Source organism: Verrucomicrobiia bacterium, from assembly GCA_019634625.1.
GTDB lineage: Bacteria > Verrucomicrobiota > Verrucomicrobiia > Limisphaerales > CAIMTB01 > CAIMTB01.
Genome location: JAHCBA010000034.1, coordinates 48,670 through 70,200, shown reverse-complemented (window position 1 = coordinate 70,200; position 21,531 = coordinate 48,670). Strand labels below are relative to the sequence as shown.

Here is a 21,531-nt window from a genome sequence, read left to right as displayed (position 1 = left end):
CTGGCTGGGAGACGTGGGCCAGGGAGCCGGGTGTCAGCCATGGGGAACCGGGCTTCAGGAGGATGGGAGAGGGGAAGCATCCACTGTGACCGTGGTGGGTCTCCTGACGATGTTCGCGGCATACACGGTGCCTCACGGTCGGCGCGTGGCGGCTGTGCCGGAAACGCGGGTGACTCATGGCAATCGTCCGGCGAGCGTCGAGGTGTGCGACCGGCGGGGGCGGGCGTCGATGGGGAACGGACGATGACCCTCTCGAATCCGGGATCGAAATCGCACCGCCGGGAAGCCGGTTCGCACGACCGACTGGCTCGGCGGTGACCCAACACCCGACCGCGAGACGGGATCAAGAGGGAATTCCGCATGATACCGGCTGGGAAACGACGGCCCGGGACCCGGGTGTCACCGGTGGGGAACCGGACGCCAGGCTGCTGGGAGCGGGGAAGTATCCACTGTGACCTTGGTGGGTCTCCTGACGATGTTCGCGGCATAGACGGTTGCCCACGGTCGTCGCGTGGCGGCTGTGCCGGGAACGCGGGTGACTCATCGTGACCGTCCGGCGAGCTTTGATTGGACCGCCTAGAGGTTGGTAGGATGGCATTCAGGTTGTCAACGATGGATTGGGTTGGGTAGATAGGCTGCGAGAAGGATGATCTGGGATTGCCGGCAGTGGCCGGAGCCGTGGATTGTTGGCGAGCCCAAGGGGGTTCGGACTCGTACGTATCAGATCCGGATCCGGAGCCGTCAGTGCTCGCGGTGGAGTGACTTGAGGAGGAATTCGCGGCGGTGGGTGACCTGGCGGCGGAAGGAGTCGATGTGGTCGCGAAACACGGCGACGTCGTGGTCTTCGGCGCGGGGGTGGTAGAGGGAGGCGCGGAAGCGGACTTCGGGTTCGAGTCGGCGTTCGAGGCGGGTGATGGGGAGTTCGAGGCGGTCGGGGGTGAAGACGGTGTCACAGAGTTCGGCGAGGCGGCGGAGGAAGAGCTGGCGGAACGCGGGTTGGGCGAGGAGGGGGCCGGAGAACCAGCCGGGGGGGCGCCACCAGGCGGTGCCGCCGAAGGGACCGCCGCCTCCGAAGAACCGGGCCACGGAGCGGGGCGGCGTGTCGCCGCCCATGCCCAGGGTGAGGGGCATGGTGTACCAGTCGTACTTGGGCGAGGCGCCGTCGTAGTCGCCCCAGGTCTTGTCGAGGTCCCAGGGGAAGATCTCCCACTGGCCGTCCTGGCCGGGGGAGCGGTAGAGGAAATGGTTGTTGAAGAAGCCGTCCCAGTTCTGGAGGCACATATTGACGGCGTAGTAGCTGGCGAAGAGGTCGGTGCGGAAGCGGCGCTGGAGGTCGTCCCAGGAGGCGGCGCCGGGGGTGCGGCCGAGGGCGTCGAGGGTTTCGAGGAGGACGTCGTGACCGGTGTGGGGATTGTTCTTTTTCTCGTGCTGGGCGACGACGTCGCGGCCGTACCAGAGGATTTTGAAGAGGTCGCCGTCGGGGTTGCGTCCGTGCCGGCGGAGGAAGCTGCTGTTGGGTTGTTCGACAGTGAGGTGGTAGCCGAGCGGCTGACCCTGGTACCAGAGGCGCCAGTGGCCGCTCTTGGGGGCGGGTACGCCGGCGGCGCGGAAGAGTTCGAAGCCGAGGTGTTCGGAGAGGAGATAGCGGGGGTGATGTTCGAAGAGGACGTTGACGGTGGAGATGCCGTCCCAGAGGCGGTCCTTGTGGAGGCGGACCTTCCAGCCGCCCTGGCGCGGGGTGATGCGGATGTGGTCGAAGAGTTCGATGGGGCGGCCCTTGGGGGGCATGAGGATGAGGGCGGAATCCCCGCGGGAAGGTTCGCCGGCTTCGCTGGATTCGCCGGCATTGCGGCGATGGGAGCGTGGCGGGTTGCGGAGGGATGGGCCGGGTCGTTCCGGGGGACCGAATTCGAGGAGATGGGCGACCGGGATCTGGGCGGTGTGGGTGTTGCGACCGATGAAGACGGAGTAGGTCGGGCGGGCGTCGTGGGGATGGGGGTGGAGCCGGGTGGAGCCGGTGGCGTCGGTGGCCAGGATGCGGAAGCGGACCAGCCGGGCGTCGGGTTGGGGCGGGAGGGTGGCTTCGAAGGTGCCGGAGCGGTCGTCGCCCTCGACGCGGGTCATGGGGAGTTCGGTCCAGTCGGCGGCGGCGGCGGCGGTGGGGGCGTCGCGGCGGTAGGCGAGGGAGGCATCTAGGACGCGGTAGGCGAGGCGGACGTCCCGGAGGCCGTCGGGGTCGGCGACGCGGGCGCGGACGGGCATGGGTTGGTCGGGGTCGGGAGTGGCGAAGGCGACGTCCGAAACGACCGGGGGCAGGTTGGGGGCGCGGGAGGCGTTGGGATGGCCCGGGGTTCCGGCGGCGCGGCGGAAGGGGGGAAGCGGGGAGGGGGCCCAGTTTTCGGGGAGTTGGGCGGGGGCATGGACGGTGATCCGTTCGAGCGAAGCGGAGAGGCCGTCGGGGGAGACCGGCCAGGGTTCGGCGTCGCGGTAGCGGACGGCATCGACGACACGGCCCTGGGCATCGGACAGTTCGAGGTTTTCGCCGCTGTGGCTGAGGCGCCCGGAGAAGTCGCCGATCACCGGGAGGTCGGGGCCGTAGTGGGCGAGGAAGGCGGCGCGGTCGCGGGCGAGGACGAGGTATCCGTCGGGATCGATTTGGGTGCCTTCGGGGAACCGGAACTGGATGCCCTTCGAGAAGGTCCAGTGGGCGAGATCCACGGGCTGGGACGACGGGTTATGGAGTTCCACCCACTGGAGTTCGTCGCGGTCGTCGGGGGGATGGTAGAGGAACTCGTTGATGGCCACGGTGGGGACGGCGGCCGGCAGGGCGAGGGGCAGGGCGGGGAGGAGGGTGATGAGGAGGGCGAGGGCAGTCCGGGTGGGGGGAGGGTTTGGGAGCTTGAGGGTTGGGTTGGCGGGGAGGTGGGGGTGGGGAATTTGGGGAGGCATGGGATCAGGGCTTTTTTTCCAGGTCCTCGGGGGCGACGGGGGCGTTGCGCCATTCGTCGGTGACGGCCCAGAGGTTGAGGGGTCGGACGGAGCCGCCGAACTTGAGGAAGCGGACGCTGCCATCGGCGAAGGCGAAATTCGAGCCGCCGCTCCGTCCGCCCTCGTTGCCGGTGTGGCGGTTTTGGGCGACCTCCTCGATGTCATTGCCCATGGTGCCCTGGTCGAAGTCCATGTGGACATGGACCGAGCCGGTGCGGCGTTCGCCGAAGGTGATGGTGTCGGAGGGCTGGGGGATGTGGGTACGGCGCATGCCGACGGGCCATCTCCAGGTTTTGTGGGCCTGGTAATCCTCGGTGCTGAGGGCGAACTTGAAGTAATCGTTGAACCCGTTGATGAGGAAGCTGCGGCGGGCATGGAGCTGGTTGGTGGCATCGAGCCAGCCGGTCAAGGGCATGAAGCGGTCGGAGGGGCAGGTGACGATTTTGGGTTCCTTGTAGTAGGGGAGGAGGGCCCAGGGCCAGGCGCCGGGAGGTTCGCGGCGTGGGGGATACGATTCGTCGTGATCGTCGGCGTAGAGGCCGAGGGAGAGGTTCAACTGGCGTTCGTGATTGAGGCACTGGATGGCGTGGGCCTTGCGTTTGGCACCGGCCAGGGCTGGGGCGAGGAGCGAGGCCAGGATCCCGATGATGGCGATGACCACCAGGAGTTCGATCAGGGTGAAGGCGGCGGCTTCGGGGGTGGAACGGCGGGATCTGGGGAGATTCATGAGGATTTGGGGCGCCTGTGGGAAGGAGGACGCACGGGGGGCGTGTTTTGTTTCGGGAGGTTTTTGCGGCGAGCGACCCGTCCATTTGGAGGCGGTCTTGCGAGGGGGGGGAAATGGGCTTCACCCGGGTGCGATGGCGGGGTCCAATTGGGGCGATGCAAGCACCGATCATGGTGGCGCTGGACGTGCCGGATATCGAGGGGGCGGAGCGGCTGGCCGGTCAGGTGGGAGGGTTGGTGGGGGCCTTGAAGGTGGGGAGTGAACTCTTTACGGCGTGCGGGCCGGAAGGGGTGCGGCGGATTCGGGCGACCGGAGCGCGGGTGTTCCTGGATCTGAAGTTTCACGATATTCCGCACACGGTGGCGCGGGCGGTGCGGGTGGCGACGCGGCTTGGGGTGGATTTCCTGACGGTCCACACCAGCGGGGGGGAGCCGATGATGCGGTCGGCTGTGGAGGCGGCCCGGGAGGAGGCGGCAGCGTTGGGGCGGGCGACACCGACGATCCTCGGGGTGACGGTGCTGACAAGCATGGATGCGGCGCAATTGAGGGCGGTCATGGGGGAGACCGAGGTGGCGGCGCAGGTGGAGCGGCTGGCCCGGCTGGCGGTGGCGGCGGGGGTTCCGGGGCTGGTGTGTTCGCCGATGGAACTGCCGCTGCTGCGGCGGGTGCTGCCGCGGGAGGTGGTGCTGGTGACGCCGGGCATCCGCATGGGGCCCCCGGCGGCGGGGGACGATCAGAAGCGGACGCTGAGCCCGGCCGAGGCGATGGCGGCGGGGGCGGATTGGATTGTGGTGGGCCGTCCGATCCACGCGGCACCGGACCCGGCGGCGGCGGCGCGGGCGATCGCGGAGTCGATGGGGATGGCGGTGGAAAGGGCGGGGGAAGGGGAGGCATCGGGGCGATGAGCGCGGAGGCGACGAATGGCATGGGGGTTGGCCGCGGGATCGGCGTTGGGCGCCGGCCCCGGTTGCGATTCCCGGAGGGCGGGGATCCGCACCGGTCACGGGTGCTGTATGCGCTGGGCTGGACACTGACGCGATGGATTTGTGCGTTGTATTTCCGGCGGCGGGAGGCGGGATGGGAGAACATTCCGGAGCGGGGACCGTTCATTCTGGCGTCGAACCACGCCAGCTTCATGGATCCGCCGCTGGTGGGTTCGGTATCGCCGCGGCCGATCAGTTATCTCGCGCGGGAGTCGCTGTTCGCCAACCCGGTGTTTGGGCGGATTCTGCGGGCGGTGGGTTCGGTGCCGGTGGACCGGGACGGGGCGAGCGGCAAGGGGCTCAAGACGATTCTCGCGCGGTTGCTGGCGGGGGACGGGATTGTGTTGTTTCCGGAGGGGACGCGGTCACCGGACGGGCAGTTGCAGGAAGGGCGGTCAGGGATCGGGCTGGTGGTGTTGAAGTCGCATGCGCCGGTGGTGCCGGTGCGGGTGTTCGGGACGTACGAGGCGTTTGGCAGGCACCGCCGGTGGCCGGTGCGTCATCCGGTGGCGGTGCGGGCGGGACGGCCGCTGGACCTGGAAGGGTTGCGGGCGGAGGCGGCCACTGCGGACCGGGCCCGGGTGAAGGCGCTTTACGGGGAAGTATCGAGGGCGATCATGACGGCGATTGCCGGGTTGGAACGGCCGTAGAGCCTGTCTGAAAACCCCTCGTCGCAGGGCCCCTTCCAGTTTTCAGACAGGCTCTTAGGGGCTGGCGAATGGCGAATGGCGGATCGGGAGGATGAGGGGTGCTTTGTACCGGGTGAAGGTCTCCTGACGCTGATCAGGAGGCGGCGACGAGCTGGCGGAGGACGAAGGGGAGGATGCCGCCGTGCCGGTAGTATTCGATTTCGATGGGGGTATCGATGCGGCAGGTGACGGGGATTTCCTGGCGGGAGCCGTCGGGGCGGGTGATGGCGAGGGTGAGATCCTGCTGGGGTTTGAGATCGGGACCGAGGCCGGTGACCTCGAAGGTTTCGGCCCCGGTAAGGCCGAGGGAGGCGGCGTGGGTACCGTCCTTGAACTGGAGGGGGAGGACGCCCATGCCGACGAGGTTGGAACGGTGGATGCGCTCGTAGCTTTGGGCGACGACGGCCTTGACGCCAAGAAGCCGGGTGCCCTTGGCGGCCCAGTCGCGGCTCGAGCCGGTGCCGTATTCGTGACCGGCGACGACGATCAGGGGGACGCCGGCGGCCTGGTATTTCATGGCGGCGTCGTAGATGGAGAGTTTTTCGGGGGAACCGGCGGGACCTTCGGTGGCGTGACAGAGGGTGTTGCCGCCTTCCTCGCCGCCCAGCATGAGGTTTTTGATGCGGACATTGGCGAAGGTGCCGCGGGTCATGATGCGGTCGTTGCCGCGCCGGCTGCCGTAGCTGTTGAAGTCGGCAAAGGCGACGCCGTGTTCGACCAGGTAACGTCCGGCGGGGGAATCCTTCTTGATGGCGCCGGCGGGGGAGATGTGGTCGGTGGTGACGGAATCGCCAAAGAGGCCGAGGGGCCGGGCGCCGCGGAGATCGCCGATGGAACCGGCTTCGAGGGAGAAGCCGGTGAAGAAGGGGGGTTCCTGGATGTAGGTGGAGGAGGGGTCCCACTCGTAGACATTGCCTGTGGAGGCGGGGATCTCGTTCCACTTGGGGTTTTGGGCGGCGAAGTCGGTGTAGAGCTGGCGGAAGACCTCTGGGGCGAGCGCGGAGCGCATGGTGTCGCGGACCTCCTGAAGGGTGGGCCAGAGGTCGCGGAGGTGGACGGGCTGGCCATCGCGGCCGGTGCCGAGCGGTTCGGTGGCGAGGTCGATGTCCACCCGACCGGCGAGGGCGAAGGCGACCACGAGGGGCGGGGACATGAGGAAGTTGGCCTTGATGTTCTGGTGGATGCGGGCCTCGAAGTTGCGATTGCCGGAGAGGACGGCGGCGGCGACGAGGTCATGGCGGATGACGGCTTCCTCGATGGCGGGGTGGAGGGGGCCGGAATTGCCGATGCAGGTGGTGCAGCCGTAGCCGACGGTGTGGAATCCGAGCTGGTCGAGGAAGGGCTGGAGGCCGGTCCGGCCGAGGTAATCGGTGACCACGCGGCTGCCGGGGGCGAGGGAGGCTTTGACGAGGGGATTGACGGAGAGGCCGCGTTCGACGGCTTTGCGGGCGAGGAGGCCGGCGGCGAGCATCACGCTGGGGTTGGAGGTGTTGGTGCAGCTGGTGATGGCGGCGATGAGGACGCTGCCGTGGCGCAGGTCGCCTTCGAGGCCGGGACTCCGGGATTCGACACGGTCCGGGGTGGGCCGGTTGTTGGCCATTTCGCGTTCGGTGGCCGGGTTGGTTCCCTGGAGGTCGGCCCGTTGCGGGGACACGGGTTCCTGGCTGCCGCCGCCCCGGGCGACGGTGGAGGCGGGCGGGACGAGAACGGACACGGTGCGGGCGCGGTCCGGGTCGGACTTGCCGAATCCGTTTTCCTTCACGGGACGGCCGAGGGCGGCGAGGAAGGAATCCTTGAGGTGGGGAAGTTCGATGCGGTCCTGGGGGCGTTTGGGTCCGGCGACGCTGGGGACGACGGAGGCGAGGTCGAGTTCGACCACCTGGGAGTAATCGATGTCGCCGGCGTTGGGCATGCCCCAGAGGCCCTGGGCGCGGTAGTAGTTTTCGTAGAGGCGGACGTGGGCATCGGGTCGGCCGGTGGCGCGGAGGTAGGCGGCGCATTCGGCGTCGATGGGGAAGAAGCCCATGGTGGCCCCGTACTCGGGGGCCATGTTGGCGATGGTGGCGCGGTCCACGACGGGGAGGGCGGCGGCACCGGGGCCGAAGAACTCGACGAACTTGCCGACGACCTTGGTCTGGCGGAGGAGCTGGGTGACGGTGAGGGCGAGGTCGGTGGCGGTGACGCCTTCGCGGAGGGCGCCGGTGAGGTGGACCCCGACGACATCGGGGGTGAGGAAGTACACGGGCTGGCCGAGCATGCCGGCTTCGGCCTCGATGCCGCCGACGCCCCAGCCGACGATGCCGAGGCCATTGATCATGGTGGTGTGGGAATCGGTGCCCACGAGGGTGTCGGGGAAATGGACGAGGGGTTCGGCGGAGCGGGCGGAGCGGGCGGCGAGGACGCCCTGGGCGAGGTATTCGAGGTTGACCTGGTGGACGATGCCGATGCCGGGCGGGACCACCTTGAAGGTCTCGAAGGCCTGCATGCCCCACTTCAGGAACTGGTAACGCTCGCGATTGCGCTGGAATTCGAGTTCGAGATTTTGGCGGAGGGCGTCGGGCGAGCCGGCGAAATCGACCTGAACGGAGTGATCCACCACCAGGTCCACGGGGACGAGCGGTTCGATCAGTTTCGGGTTGCGGCCCATGCGGGCGACGGCGGAGCGCATGGCTGCGAGGTCCACAAGGAGGGGCACGCCGGTGAAGTCCTGGAGGACGATGCGAGCGACCACGAAGGGGATTTCGGCGGTACGGGGGGCGTTGGGCTGCCAGGCGGCCAGTTCGCGGACGTTGGCGGGATGGACCTTCACGCCGTCGCAGTTGCGGAGGACGGATTCGAGGACGAGGCGGAGGGAGACCGGGAGGCGGGAGATGGGGCCGAGGCCGGCTTTTTCGAGGGCGGGGAGGGAATGGAAACGCCCCTGGGATCCGTTGCCGAGGTCGAAGGTGGCCAGGGTGCCGAAAGGATCGTGTGCGGTGCTCATGAACAGGTCAGGCGCGCCCGGAAAGGGTGCGGCCGGGGACGTTGCGGCGGCTGGAAAAGCGAGTCAAGCGGGCGGCGGGGATCTGAAGGCTGGAGGCTGAAGGCTGAAGCCTGAAACCTGAGGCCTGAGGCCTGAGGCCTGAGGCCGGAGACCTGAGACCTGAGGCCTGAGGCCTGAGGCCTGAGACCTGAGACCTGAGGCCTGAGGCCTGAGGCCTGAGGCCTGAGACCTGAGACCTGAGACCTGAGGCCTGAGGCCTGAGACCTGAGGCCTGAGACCTGAGGCCTGAGGCCTGAGACCTGAGGCCTGAGGCCTGAGGCCTGAGACCTGAGACCTGAGGCCTGAGGCCTGAGACCTGAGACCTGAGACCTGAGGCCTGAGGCCTGAGACCTGAGGCCTGAGACCTGAGGCCTGAGGCCTGAGACCTGAGGCCTGAGGCCTGAGGCGTGAGGCCTGAGATGGAGTTCGCACGCGGAATGGGAGGGCCGGGCAAGATCGAACCCATCGGGGCGGCGCCCCAGGGCGGCGCTCGAAAGGGTGTGCCTGCGGGTTCGAGGACGAGTCCCGACGTGGGCAGGGTCCGGTCACTCGGGGGCCTTGAGGGTGGCGACGAGGTCGAGCTGGCGGACGCGGCGGAGGACGAGGAGGGCGCAGAGGGTGGAGGCGACGGTGACGACGAGGACGGCGAAGGCGTAGTTGCGGGGGGTGAGGACGGTGGGGAGGCGGACGGTTTCGGTGTTGACCATGCCGAGGATGGCTGTGGCGAAGCCGGTGCCGAGGAGGAGGCCGAGGGGGACGGCGAGGAGGGCGAGGAGGGTGAGTTCGGTGAGGAGGACGGCGCCGACTTCGCGGCGGGAGAAGCCGATGACGCGGAGGGTGGCGAGTTCGCGGGCGCGTTCGGCGAGGGAGATGCGGGCGTTGTTGTACACGACGCCGAAGGTGACGACGACGGCGAAGAGGAGGTAGATGCTCTGGATGAGGTTGATGCTGGCGGCGGTGGTGCGGCGAAAGTTCTCGCGGAGGGATTCCTTGATGCCGACCCAGCCGATGCGGGGGACGCCCTTGAGGGCGCGGAGGAACTCGTCGCGGCGGGCGGGGTCGATGGTGACGCTGGCGCCGGTGACGAGGTCGCCATCGAGGAGGAGGCGGTTGAGGGCGGAACGTTCGAGGTAGGCGGAGATGCCGGTGAGATCGTCGGCGAGCCCGACGAGGGGGAGGTGATGGACGGGCCGGCGGCCTTCGAGGAACTCGACGGTCACGACATCGCCGACGCGGGCGCCGAGGACGTCGGCGAGGATTCGGGAGACGACGAGGCCGTGGGTGGGAAGGGGGACTTCCCGGAAGCCGGCTTCGACGACGCGGCTGTGCCGGGCGTCGGCCGGGATGCCCTGGATGGCGAGCTGACGGCTGCGATGTCCGAAGCGGACGCGGACCGGGGCATGGCGGAAGGGTTCGACATGGCGGACGCCGGGCAGGTGGCGGAGGGGGGAGAGGATGGCGACGGAGCCGGGCTGGAAGAGGCCGACGTTGATGTCCTGGCGCTGGACGACATCCCACTGGAATCCGAGGAGATCCTGGACGCTGTCCCGGAAGCAGTTGGGGACGATCAGGAGGGCGGTGGCGAGGGCGAGGCCGGCGACGGTGAAGGCGGCCTGGGCGGGGCGGCGTTCGAGGTTGCGGACGGCGATGCGGAAGGCGTGGGAGAAGAGGGGGGCGATGCCGGAGCGTTCGATCCAGGCGGGGCGGAAGCTGGCGGGGGGTTCCGGGCGCATGGCCTCGGCGGGGGGAAGGCGGGTGGCGGCGCGGACGGCATTCCAGGCGCCGGCGAGGGCGGCGCCGAGGCCGACGACGAGGGCGATGGCGACGGCCCCGGCGTCGAGGCGGAACTCGAGGCTGGGGAAGCGAAAGAAGAGGTGGTACATGCCGACGAGGCGGGTGCCGAGGAAGGCGCCGCCGAGGGTGCCGCCGAGAACGCCGCCGGCGACCATGGCGAGGGCGAAGCGGAGGTAGTGGCGGCCGATGCGGCCGTTGTCGAAGCCGAAGGCCTTGAGGATGGCGATTTGTTCGCGCTGGAGGGTGAGGAGCCGGGAGAGGACCGAGTGGACCATGAACGCGGCGACGCTGAGGAAGACCACGGGGAACCCGATGGAGAGGGTTTCGAGGACGCGGATTTCGTCGGAGACGCGGATGTGGGAGGGATGATCCGTCCGGCCAAAGGCGCCGCGTCCGCCGTAGGGTTCGAGGAGGCGATCCACGGCGTTGAGGACGGGGCGCAGCGGGGCGCCGGGTGCGAGGGTGAGGGCGAGATGATTGAAGGCGCCGTCGAGGTCGAAGGCGGCCGCGGCCTCCTCCTCCCGCATCCAGAAGATCCCGTAGGTGCGGTTGTCGGGAAGGGCGGCACCGGGACGGGATTCGAAGATGTATTCGGGGGACAGGACGATGCCGGCGATGCGGAGGACCTGGCGGCGACCGTCGAGGAGCATCACCAGGGAATCGCCGGGCCGGAGGGCATTGGCGTCGGCGAAGGCCTCGCCGACGAGCACTTCGCCGCGGCGGGCCGGGTCGAGCCAGTGTCCGCGCCGGAGGAAGAGGCGGTTGAGTTGCGGCGGGGCGTGATCGGGGAGGGAACGGACCATGCCGCTGGCGGGTTCGTCGAGTTCGGGGAGGTCGAGGGTGACCTGGGCGGCGATGCCGGGCTGGACGGCGGCGACGCCGGGGACGTCGGCGATGCGGCGGGCGAGGGAGGCGGGGGCGCGTTTGAGGTGGGCGAAGGCGTCGGCGAAGCGGTGGGCCTCGTAGTATTCGAGGCGGGTGGTTTCGAGGGAGTGGATGAGGCTGCGGGCCATGATGAGCATGGCGAGGCCGCAGGCCATGACGACGGCGACGGCGACGGCCTGGCCGCGGAGGCGACGGAGGTCGCGAAGGAGTTTGCGGTCGAGTTGGGAGAGCACGGGGGGGCGGGGCGGGGCGGGGGAAGAGGGAAGAGCGAAGAGGTAAGGGGGAAGGGGAAGGGTGGGTTTGGGGGAGCTACCAGTTGAGGGAGGAGGGGAGGGCGCGGCGGGGGTTGCGGTGTTCACGGAGGACGCGGCCGTCGGAGAAGTGGAGGACGCGATCGGCCATGTCGGCCATGACGGCGTTGTGAGTGATGATGACGGTGAGGGTGCCGAGTTCGCGGTTGGCGCGTTCGATGGCTTCGAGGACGACGACGCCGGTACGAACATCGAGGGCGCCGGTGGGTTCGTCGCAGAGGAGGACTTCGGGGCGTTTGGCGATGGCGCGGGCGATGGCGACGCGCTGTTGTTCGCCACCGGAGAGCTGGGCGGGGAAATGGTCGAGGCGGGCCTGGAGATGAACGAGGGCGAGGGCTTCCTCCGGGGGCATGGGATCGCGGGCGATCTCGGTGATGAGGGCGACGTTCTCCCGGGCGGTGAGGCTGGGGATGAGGTTGTAGAACTGGAAGATGAAGCCGACGGCGTCCCGTCGGTAGCGGGTGAGGCGATCTTCGGAGGCGTGGGTGAGGTCGAGATCGCGGTAGCGGAGTTCGCCGGAGGTGGGGAGGTCGAGGCCGCCGAGATTGTTGAGGAGGGTGGTTTTGCCGCTGCCGGACGGGCCGAGGAGGACCACGAGTTCGCCCGCGTGAAGGTCGAGGTCCACGCCGGCGAGGGCATGGACCTCAGCCTCACCGAGACCGTAGGTCCGGGTCAGATGGCGGACGCGGAAGACCGGTTGGGGGGCGGGGGCTGGGGCGGCTGACGGTGGGGCCGGGCAGGTGGAGTCCATCGTGCGGCGGGTGCGCCGTTACCGCAGGGGCTTGAGGTGGGTGAGGGGTTCGTGGTCGGGAAGCTGGTCCCAGGCGAGCCCCTCGTCGGCGGCGGGGACGGGACGTTCGGGGAGGCCGAGTTCCTTGAGGATGAGATTGCGGGCCATGGAGATTCCGACGGTTTTGTAGAAGGCCAGGTGGCGGTTGAAGCCCTGGCGTCCGAAGCCGCAATCGGTGGAGAGGATCAGTTTGTCGGGAGGGATGTGGCGCAGGGCGCGGCGGACGCGATCGGCGACGACATCGGGGAAGTCGGCCTGGAGGGTGCGATGGCTGATGACGCCGACGGCGATCTTTTTGGAGAGGCGGTCGCGGTAGCGGTCGAAGAGGGGGAGTTCGCGGAGGTCGTTTTCGGTGGCTTCGATGGTCCAGACATCGCCCTTGAGGCGGTCGAGGTAGATCTCCATGGACTGGGCGTAGGACTCGTCCTTGAAGACCTTCTGCATGTTGGGATTGCCCCAGCAGGTGTGGATCCAGACCTCGACATCGTCGAGGCCCTCGATTTCGCGGTTGAAGGCGTCCACGAGGAAATCGATGAATTCCTTCTGATCGGGGGAGTAGCGGGCCATGAAGTGGAGGGTGGGTTCCTCGACCTGGATGACCTTGCAGCCGGAGGCGGCGAGCTGGCGGAGTTCGAGGTTCATGGCCTCGGCCATACTCCAGATCAGTTCGCGTTTGTCGTCGAGGGAGTAATGGGGCGTGTGGGAATCGAGGAAGAAGGCGAGGACCTGGGCGGAGCAGGTGCCGAACTTGATGGGGCGTCCGGAGGAGGCGGCGGCCTGCTGGGCGATGCGCCAGATCTTGGCGTATTCGAGGGGATTGCGGGGGTCATGCTGGACCTTGCCGACGACGCGGGGCCAGCGCCAGGTCTTGTAGATCGAGTCGAGCATGGTGCCGACCGGGTAGGAGAGGAGGGGGGAGCGGGTTTTTTCGGTCTGCAATTCCTCGTGCTCGAGCCCTTTCCAGCGCTGGAGCGGGTAATGGTGCCAGGAACGGCCGGCAACATCCTCGTCGAGGTGATAATCCCCGGTCGTGAGGATATCGAGTCCGGCGCGGCACTGGTCGGAGACGACCACGGCATGAGCGTCGGCGAACTGTTCGCGGAACCAGGGGTCCATCATGGCCGTATCGAGAGGGCGGCCCCACAGGTTCACGTTGTACCAGCGCGGGCGGGGCCAGGAGCCGGTGACGGTGGCGGGCAGCAGCAGGTCCTTGGTGGATGTCCATGCCATGGCAGTTCCTTTTCCTCGATGGGTTCCGAATGGGCCCCGGCCTCCGGGGTATTCCCCGGGGGCGCTGCCCTGTTCCGTTCCCGGCAAAGGGAAGCGGGTGGGGCGGTTGGGGTGGTGGGAAGGCTCTACCGTGACGCGGCGGCGGCGACAAGGATGGAGACGCGGGGGATTGGGTGGGCCGTGAATCCCGGAGTTGTGGGCGGATCACGGCCTCTTGCTTCATCCGTGCAAGTCGCGTTCCTGGATCCAGGAGATCGCCAGACCCGCGCTCTCGCTGGTCACTGCGCCAGGATCACCCGGTGGAACGTGGCGGACGCGGACGCCTCGAAAAGCAGTCTCGTCTGCCCCGAGCCGGCGGTGACAACCGCCGTGGTGTTCCAGGGACCCTCCGGCGACTCGGCAAATTGCGCCCCGTAGCTCCTGCCCGGAATGCTGCGGAAATACACGGCGCGAAGGCCCGGCCCGATCTCCGTCCGGTCCGCATCGGTCAAAGCCTCCGGTCGGGGTACGGTCTCAAGGGTCAGAACGGATACCGGGTCCGTGGGATCCGTCCCTGCGAGCATCTCGGCACGGTTGTTCATGCCGTCTCCATCCGGATCGTCTTGCTCCCCGCTGGCCTCGGGGTGCGCGGTCGGCAGCCCGCTGGATGCCAGCCAATCGGCGTAGAGGGGCGGCGTCACCCATCGTGCCGTGGGACGTTCTTCGAAGGTTGGCCCCCAACCCGAGGTCCCGGCTCGAGAATAGACAATGGCGCCCGGACTCTCCCGAAAGACAGGCTGCCGCACCCCTCGAACGCCAGTGCCCCGAGATTCGTGACGGTGTTCGGGATGGTCACACCAGTGAGCCGGAAGCATCGGGCAAAGGCCTGATTCTCCAGGGTCGTGACGCCATGGGGGATCGTGACACGGGTGAGGTCCTCCCGATTCGAGAAGGCGCGCACGCCGATGGCGGTGACCGGCAGTCCGGCGATCGTGTCCGGAATCGCGACGTCCGCAGGACCGGCAAAATGAGTTGGCCACCCCGGACCCCGCGAATGCGCATTGGTGTCGGAACTCGCCGGCCGCCGTTCACTGGCCGCGTCGCGTTCCCTCTCAATCGAACATGAAATCCACGAAATCCCACGAAACGCCCCCAGCCCTCCGTTCCGGACAACGACGGGCATGCCTGCTCCTCGCCGGCCTCCTTGGACTGACAGGCTGGACCGAACCCGACCCGGCCCGCGCCGCAGTCGGGCCCGTGCCTCCTTACTCTTCGCAGGTCGTCCGCACCTGGAACCTTCACACCATCGCCGCCATCACGACGGACGACGGTTACGCCGATCCCCTCCAAGCCACTCGCACCTTGGCCATGGTCCACGTCGCCATGCACGATGCGGTCAATGCCGTGCTCCCGTTCTTCGAATCCTATGCCTTCGACGGACGCGATGCCGCCGCCGATCCCGAAGCCGCCGCCGCGGCTGCCGCGCATGGGGTCCTTCTGCGCCTCTTCCCGAACCATGAGTCCCAACTCGACGCCTGGCTCCTTGCCTCGACTGGTACGAGTTCTCCGACCTGGGCTGGAACCGGGTGACTCGACTCGTCGGGCAAGGCTCCGGCCTGTCCCTCTGGGAGGCGGCCCGACTCTTCGCCCTTGTGAACATGGCCATGGCCGACGGCTACATCGCAGGCTGGGACTCCAAACTTCACTACGACTTCTGGCGTCCCCTGACCGCCATTCGGGCCGGCGACACCGACGGCAATCCGCTCACCGGACCGGATGCGAACTGGTCTCCGCTCCTGCCGACGCCTCCCATCCAGGACTATCCCTCCACCCATAGCGTGCTGGGCGATGCGGCCGCCGAAATCCTGGGACGCGTGCTCGGCGACCGGACGCCGTTCGCAATGGAATCGCCCACCGCGCTGGATCCCGTCGCTGGAACGCGGTCGTTCGAGTCCTTCACCCAGGCCGCCGACGAGAACGGGAACTCCCGGGTCATGGCCGGAATCCACTTCCGCTTTGCCGTCCGCGAGGGCCAGCGTCTCGGTCGTCGGATCGGGCAATGGGTCCATACCCATCATCTCCAGCCGAAAAAAGCCAGGGTGATCCCGGGCTTCGATTCGCGACGCGCCCCCGCTCGCCCGTGAGGCGGCTCGCCGGCAGCCGATTCCGATCCTCCGAAACTTCCAGGGCGGCGTTCCACGCCGCCCTTTTCGTTGCTCGACACGACTGCCACCCCGCCGTAGCAGCACGCCGTCCACCGCCATCGCATGGTGAAGCGGGATGGTGAGATCGGAGGGCTGGGTTCCACGAGGCCGCAGGGGGGTGGAGCGATGGATTGCGGACTCGCGGAGCTCGTCCCTCCGATTCACGGGATGCGCCGAGCGGACGATTGGCATGGCGGTTGGCATTGACTTCGCGGGGGGCACGACGTACACCGCCGAGGTCACAACGGCGTTCATGCGTGCCTGTTCCCGAATCCTCCTGGCGGTGATGCTCAGCGTGTCGCTGGGCTGGCACTGGGGGATGATCCAGTCGGTGGCGTGGGCGTCGATGTTCGCGGAGCGGGTGCGGACGGAACCGGTGGGGGTGGCGTTGGCGATGACCTTCGACGGCGATCATGCGTGCGGGATCTGCCTGTTTGTGCGCGAAGGGCGCCAGGCGCAGGGCAAGGCCGAGGTGCCGGTCGTGCAGCAGGTCAAGCTGGAGCTGGGGCAGCCGCTGGAACCCATGGCCCTGCTGTTCCCGCCCCCGCGGCTGGAGCCCGTTTTCCTCTCCTTCGAATCTTCCGGACGGCGTCTTGAAGCGCCGCCCTATCCTCCTCCCCGCAGGGCCTGATTCCCCATCTGGCGCGCCCGTGACGGCGCGTGTGAACGGTCGTCCGCGTGGGCGGGTGTTCCGTATCGGTCCATACCATACCGGGAGGAGTGTCGCTCTTCCCCCATCCTGCGGGAGTTCTGTGCCGTCTCGAAAGATCCATGCATTCACCCTGATCGAGCTGCTGGTCGTGATCGCCATTGTGGCGATCCTGGCGAGCCTGCTGCTCCCGGCGCTGGGGCAGGCCAAGGCGCGGGCGCGGGCGATCCATTGCGGTTCCAATCTGCGGCAGATCGGATTCGGCTGTGCCCTGTATGCGCTCGACCATGACGATGCGCTGCCGCGCTCGGCGCACCAGGGAGCATCGTGGATCGGACGGCTGGCGGTGTACGGGGTGACCAATGTGTACCGGTGTCCGGTGGATCCCCACCGCCTGCGGTTCACCAGTTTCGCGCTCAACGATTTTCTGACCCCGCACCCGTATGGGGCCGCGGAATTGAACTTCTCCCGGATGACGGCGATTCCGTCGCCCGCGGAGACGATGCATCTGGCGGAGGCGCACCCCGAGTTCGAGGGGTCGGACCATTTCCATTTCGCCGATGCGGCCGGGGGCGGGTACACGCCGCCCGCCTTTGCGACGCAGGTGGCGTCCGGGCGGCATCGGCACGCCGCCAACTACCTGTTCACCGACAGCCATGTGGAGTCCGTGCCCTGGGCGACCGTTCAGCGGCGCCTGGTCCAGACCGGGTCGCGCTTCGTGCGACCGGACGGGCATCCGGAAGCGCCGGCGGACGACTGATTTTCTCTGCCGATCGAGGCAGCAACCAACCTGAACAAGAACGAAAGCAGACACTGATGAAGGATCCGATGAACGACATGGAAATGAGCGACCGCTCCTCCGCCGGAGCGCCTTTCAGCCCGGCACCGGTACCCGGTGGGAGGTTTGGCGGGATGCCGCGATGGCCGCGAATGGGCCGGGCGGTACGTCTGGTGTGGGCGGGCGCCGCGGTGATGGGCATGGCGGCGGGAAGCTGGGCCCAGCACGGGCACCTCAACACCGGGGCAACGGGCACGAGCCAGGGGGACTCGCTGATGTTCGCCAATGGACACCTGTTCGCGGCGGAATCCGGGTATGTGAAGGACCTCCCGCTGGCCGACTCCGGCCGCTTTGCGGGGTTCTTTGAAGGCAACATCACCTTCACGGTGCTGGCCACCACGGTGGACAACGGCGGGCCGGTTCCCAACGCGCCGGCGTCGGGCAGTTTCGTCATGGCCGGGATCCAGTCGGTGTCGGGTCCGGAAGGGGGCCGGTTCGGGTTCTGGGAGGCGGGATCGACGGTTCCGACCTTTGAGTATGGGGTGGGTTATGACGTCGCGATCCCGACCGGGTTGTGGGCATTGAGTGACGCGAGTCTGGGAGCGGGGACGCCGGGGGCGGATCCGTACGGGCACCTGCATGGGCGACGATTCACGGCCACCGTGCCGGGTTTGTACGAGGTGTCCTTCCGGGCGTTCGATCTCTCGGGCAACGGCGCGGGCGGCGGGCCGATCCATACGCCGTCCGACGTGATCACCATTGCCTTCAACGCCGTTCCGGAGCCGGGCGTGGGAACCCTGCTGGGGATGGGGACGCTCGGCCTGCTGGCAATGGGATGGATGCGGCGCGGCGGCCGGCGCCAATCCTGATCGCCCAACCGGATGAACACCCTTCCTGATTCAGGAAGGCATGCACCCGCGGGCCGGCCTGACCGGTCGCCCGCGTGGTGTCATGCCCGAAGGCGCGTGCTGGCGGTGAGCCTGATCCTGGCGTCGATGCCGGCGTTGGGTTCCCACCAGCACATCAACGCCGGGGCGCTCGGGTCGCAGGCGGGCGCGCCGCTGTCCTTCGTGAACGGCGACCGGTTCGTGGCGGAATCCGGGTACGTGATGCCGATGCAGCCGGCCACGGCGGGTCCTCGCGCGGGGTTGCATGCGGGTTCGGTCACCTTCACGGCATTGCCGGCGGGCCTGGACTACGGGGGACCGGCCTTTGGACATGCGGCGCCAGGGTCGCGCCTTGAACTGGTGGTGGAGACGGTCGTTGGGCCGGCGGGCGGGCGGTTCGGGTTTTGGGAGACGGCGGGGGAGAGCGAAGGGACGGAGTTGACCTTCGAGGTGCCCGTGGGGGAGACCGACGGCAGCCACCGCTTTCCATTGAGCGAATCGTTCGGTGCGTCCGGTGACGATCCGTACGGGCACATTCACGGGCGGGTGTTCACGGTGGATCTGCCGGGCCTGTACCGGGTGGGGATGCGACTGATCGACACGTCGGTGAACGGGGCGGACGGGGGGCCGTTGCACCCGCCCTCGGAGCGGTACGTCTTTCAGCTCCAGGCGGGGGTCACCCTCGCGTGGATCGAGGTTGGGGAGAACACGGTGCAGATCGCGTTCGGGGCGTTGGCGAGGAGCGTGTACCAGGTGGAACGGGCGGATCGGCTTGGCGATCCCGGGGCCTGGTCGCCGGTTGGCGCGCCGGTCCAGGGCACGGACCGGTTGGAGACGGTGACGGTCCCGCTCGAAGCCGGGCCGCGGTTCTTCCGGCTTCGGAGGACATCGGTCTGAGCGGCGGGGAGGGATCCGGCGGCGGGAGCGGGGGCGCCCGTTGGGCGTCGCTTGTGTTGTTCGCCAGCGGCGCGGCGGCGTTGGCGCACCAGACACTGTGGACGCGGCGGTTGGTGGATCTGCTGGGGGCGGGGCCGGAGACGTTCTCGCGGGTGATCGGGGCGTTCTTCGTGGGCCTGGCATTGGGGGCGGCCTGGGCGGCATGGCGTCCGGCCGCGCCGGGTCGCGCCTGGCGGCGGGTGGTGAAGGCGGAGGGATTCGTGGCGGTGGCGGCGCTGGTGCCGCTGCTGGTGGTGGAGACGCTGACCCAACCCGGAGCGCCGGTGTGGGCCACGGGAGGGGTTGCCCGCCTGCTGTGGCCGCTGGTGCTGATCGGGCCGCCAGCCTTTGCGCTGGGGATGGTGTTTCCGGCCGTGGCCGGAGTGATACCCGCCGCACGAAGGGTGGCCGGGGTGCCGCGCCTCTATGCGTGGAACACGGTGGGAGGCCTTTTCGGGGTGGCGCTGGTGTTTTTCGTGGGGCTGCCTGGGTTCGGCCCGATGACAACCGGGTTGGTGGCGTGCGGGACCAACCTGTTGGTGGCGGCGGTGGCGATGGGATGTCAGCGGGGGATCCGGCCGGGGTCAGACGCGAGAGACGCGGCCTGGCGGATGGAAGGGGCGAACCTCCGGGAAGGGTCGGGCGGTTCGCCGGGCTGGTCGTTGCGGGCGTTCTGGTCCGGGTTTGCGGTGCTGGCGTTGGAGGTGGCCGTGCAGCATCAGGTCACCCAGGTGACCATCAACTCGCATTTCTCGGCGGCGGGCGTGCTGGCTTTCGTGCTGGCCGGACTGGCGCTGGGTTCGTTTCTGGTGGGGTATGGCCGGATCACCCTGGGCCAGGCGATCGTGGGGGCGGCGCTGATGTGCTTCGTGCAGCCCCTGGTGTTTCTGGCGATGCAGCCGGGATTGCGGAGCATCCCGTATGAGTGGGCGCCGCTGGCGTATTTCGGGCGGCTTGGGGTGTTGGGAGGCGTGGCGGTGGTGCCCCTGTTCGTGGGGGTCGGGCTGCTGTTTCCTTGGCTGTTGCGGGCGGCGGCTGGCGCGGGTTCCGCGGAGGGTGCGGCACCCGCGCCGTCCGTCGTGGCCCGATTGCTGGCGTGGAATGGACTGGGCGGCTGGCTGGGCGCGGAGGTCGCGCAGGGGTTGCTGATGCCCGGCTTTGGGCTGTGGACCACGGTGGCGGTCATTGGCCTGGGATATGCCGTCCTGGGAGTGCCCGGGTGGGTTCGTGCCGGGTGGGCGGGAGAGGGGGTGGTTGGGCGGCGACCGGGGTGGGGTTTGGGTCTGCTGGTGGCGGCGGCGGTGGCGGCGGTGGGTGGGTTTACCGTGGGGAGCCGCCTGCCCCAGGTATCGCCGGAACCCGGAGACCGTTTGGTCAAGGTGGCGGTGGGCCGGGAAGGCGTGGTCGCCACCGTTCAGGGCGGGCCGGAAGACTGGCGGATCGTATTCAACAACACGTACACGCTGGGAGGATCCCTGGCCGTGGGGAATCAGGAGCGGCAGGCCCTGATCCCGCTGCTGCTCCATGCGCGGGCTGAAAGGGTGGCGCTGCTCGGGCTGGCGACGGGAAGCACCGCGGCGGGGGCGGCGCGGGTGCCCGGGGTGCAGCGGATCGAGGCCTTCGAATTGAGCCCCCTGGTGGCGGGAATGGCCCGGGACCATTTCGGGCCCTGGAACCGCGACGTTCTCGACGATGCCCGCCTGACGTTGACCCTCGGCGATGCGCGGATCGCTGTCGGTCGGACGGCCGGCGGATACGATGGGGTGGTGGGCGATCTGTTTCTGCCCTGGCGGACCGGAGAGGGCCGGTTGTACTCGAGGGAGCATTTTCAGGCGGTGCGTCGTTCCCTCCGACCCGGCGGGCTCTTTTGCCAGTGGCTGCCGCTCTTCCAGTTGACCCGTCCGCAGTTCGAGACCATCGCGCGGACGTTCCACGAGGTGTTTCCGGGAGCCTTTCTCGTCCGGGGCGATTTCTACGCGGAACTGCCCATCGTTGGCATCGCCGCCTTCGCCGACGGGCGCGGCGTGGAAGGACTGGACTGGTCTGCCATCGAGGAGGCGTGCGCGTCGTTGCGGGAGGGGGTCCAGGGCACCCGCGATGCCCTGATGCGGCACCCGGAGGGACTGGCCATGTGCCTGCTGGGACCGTTGCCGCCGCCGCCGCCGGGTCCGGTCAACACACTGGCCAATGCATGGTTGGAATGGGACGCCGGTCGGAATGTGGTCGGGCTTCGCAGCCCGTGGTTCGTGGGGGTTCCCTGGGCGGAATACGCGCGCGACGTGCATCGTGCGGCGATGCCACGGATGCCGGAGACGTTCCGGGGCGCGCACGATGCGGGGCAGTTCTTTCTGACCCTCGAAGTCGCGGCGGTGGTGGGCGGGCCTGTCTTCGAGAATCTGCGAGCGCAGGTGGCCGACCGGTTGCCGGAGGCGCTGCAACGGGATGCGGAGGTGGATTGGAGCCGGTGGCCGGGCCGGGTCAAGCCCGGGTCAAGGGAGAGGTGAGGGGGAAGGGGGCGAGTGGCGAGTGGCGAGTGGCGAATGGCGAATGGCGAATGGCGAATGGCGAATGGCGAATGGCGAATGGCGAATGGCGAATGGCGAGTGGCGAATCGGTGGACTGACATTGCCTGAGGAGGTTGTGTCTCTTAGAGCCTGTCTGAAAACTGGAAGGGCCCCT

Annotated in this window: 18 protein-coding genes; 9 read left to right on the top strand and 9 right to left on the bottom strand. The window is 68.5% G+C overall.

Annotated elements, in window-relative coordinates; all coding sequences use genetic code 11:
• On the top strand, window positions 1-247 hold a 247-nt coding region (locus tag KF833_17975; protein MBX3747199.1), incomplete at its 5' end, for a hypothetical protein.
• Between the two features lie 494 nt (window positions 248-741).
• On the opposite strand, the gene KF833_17970 is transcribed toward KF833_17975, so the two are convergent.
• A complete protein-coding gene (locus KF833_17970; protein ID MBX3747198.1) occupies window positions 742-2,949 on the bottom strand; it encodes a CotH kinase family protein in 2,208 nt (735 codons plus the stop codon).
• 4 nt (window positions 2,950-2,953) lie between these two features.
• Complete coding sequence (locus KF833_17965; GenBank protein MBX3747197.1) at window positions 2,954-3,715, bottom strand: type II secretion system protein; 762 nt, start codon at window positions 3,713-3,715, stop codon at window positions 2,954-2,956.
• Window positions 3,716-3,870: 155 nt separating this feature from the next.
• Here KF833_17965 and pyrF point away from each other — a divergent pair, with 155 nt between their 5' ends.
• Complete coding sequence (gene pyrF, locus KF833_17960; protein ID MBX3747196.1) at window positions 3,871-4,620, top strand: orotidine-5'-phosphate decarboxylase; 750 nt, start codon at window positions 3,871-3,873, stop codon at window positions 4,618-4,620.
• Window positions 4,617-5,348, top strand: coding sequence for a 1-acyl-sn-glycerol-3-phosphate acyltransferase (locus KF833_17955; GenBank protein ID MBX3747195.1), 732 nt, complete (start codon window positions 4,617-4,619; stop codon window positions 5,346-5,348). Before pyrF ends, KF833_17955 begins: the two co-directional genes overlap by 4 nt.
• 133 nt (window positions 5,349-5,481) lie before the next feature.
• On the opposite strand, the gene KF833_17950 is transcribed toward KF833_17955, so the two are convergent.
• The 7 genes from KF833_17950 to KF833_17920 all read right to left on the bottom strand — a co-directional run bounded on the left by KF833_17950 (window position 5,482) and on the right by KF833_17920 (window position 14,581).
• Complete coding sequence (locus tag KF833_17950; GenBank protein ID MBX3747194.1) at window positions 5,482-8,370, bottom strand: aconitate hydratase; 2,889 nt, start codon at window positions 8,368-8,370, stop codon at window positions 5,482-5,484.
• Window positions 8,367-8,891, bottom strand: a complete 525-nt coding sequence (locus KF833_17945) for a DUF1720 domain-containing protein (GenBank protein MBX3747193.1) — start codon at window positions 8,889-8,891, stop codon at window positions 8,367-8,369. The genes KF833_17950 and KF833_17945 overlap by 4 nt, the downstream gene beginning before the upstream one ends.
• A gap of 63 nt (window positions 8,892-8,954) precedes the next feature.
• Window positions 8,955-11,321, bottom strand: coding sequence for an FtsX-like permease family protein (locus KF833_17940; GenBank protein MBX3747192.1), 2,367 nt, complete (start codon window positions 11,319-11,321; stop codon window positions 8,955-8,957).
• Window positions 11,322-11,397: 76 nt separating this feature from the next.
• Window positions 11,398-12,150: an ABC transporter ATP-binding protein gene (locus KF833_17935; protein MBX3747191.1), complete on the bottom strand. Its 753-nt coding sequence runs from the start codon at window positions 12,148-12,150 to the stop codon at window positions 11,398-11,400.
• 18 nt (window positions 12,151-12,168) lie between these two features.
• The gene (locus KF833_17930) at window positions 12,169-13,419 is read right to left on the bottom strand and encodes a cobalamin-independent methionine synthase II family protein (protein MBX3747190.1); all 1,251 of its coding nucleotides are present in this window, start codon (window positions 13,417-13,419) and stop codon (window positions 12,169-12,171) included.
• Window positions 13,420-13,697: 278 nt separating this feature from the next.
• A complete protein-coding gene (locus KF833_17925; GenBank protein ID MBX3747189.1) occupies window positions 13,698-14,099 on the bottom strand; it encodes a hypothetical protein in 402 nt (133 codons plus the stop codon).
• Complete coding sequence (locus KF833_17920) at window positions 14,096-14,581, bottom strand: leucine-rich repeat domain-containing protein (GenBank protein ID MBX3747188.1); 486 nt, start codon at window positions 14,579-14,581, stop codon at window positions 14,096-14,098. Before KF833_17920 ends, KF833_17925 begins: the two co-directional genes overlap by 4 nt.
• Between KF833_17920 and KF833_17915 the strand changes: the two genes are divergently transcribed.
• From KF833_17915 to KF833_17890, 6 genes are all read left to right on the top strand, one after another.
• Entirely contained in the window at window positions 14,521-14,988 is a 468-nt protein-coding gene (locus KF833_17915; GenBank protein ID MBX3747187.1) for a hypothetical protein, read from the top strand. The two genes, KF833_17920 and KF833_17915, sit on opposite strands and share 61 nt — an antisense overlap.
• Window positions 14,985-15,542 carry a vanadium-dependent haloperoxidase gene (locus KF833_17910; GenBank protein MBX3747186.1) on the top strand — a complete coding sequence of 186 codons (558 nt, stop codon included), beginning with the start codon at window positions 14,985-14,987 and terminating at the stop codon, window positions 15,540-15,542. The genes KF833_17915 and KF833_17910 overlap by 4 nt, the downstream gene beginning before the upstream one ends.
• Before the next feature lie 473 nt (window positions 15,543-16,015).
• Window positions 16,016-17,011: a type II secretion system protein gene (locus KF833_17905; protein MBX3747185.1), complete on the top strand. Its 996-nt coding sequence runs from the start codon at window positions 16,016-16,018 to the stop codon at window positions 17,009-17,011.
• Between the two features lie 68 nt (window positions 17,012-17,079).
• Window positions 17,080-17,898, top strand: a complete 819-nt coding sequence (locus KF833_17900; protein ID MBX3747184.1) for a hypothetical protein — start codon at window positions 17,080-17,082, stop codon at window positions 17,896-17,898.
• A 12-nt stretch (window positions 17,899-17,910) separates the two neighbouring features.
• Entirely contained in the window at window positions 17,911-18,813 is a 903-nt protein-coding gene (locus tag KF833_17895) for a hypothetical protein (protein MBX3747183.1), read from the top strand.
• Between the two features lie 53 nt (window positions 18,814-18,866).
• Complete coding sequence (locus tag KF833_17890) at window positions 18,867-21,356, top strand: hypothetical protein (GenBank protein ID MBX3747182.1); 2,490 nt, start codon at window positions 18,867-18,869, stop codon at window positions 21,354-21,356.
• Window positions 21,357-21,531: the final 175 nt, after the last annotated feature.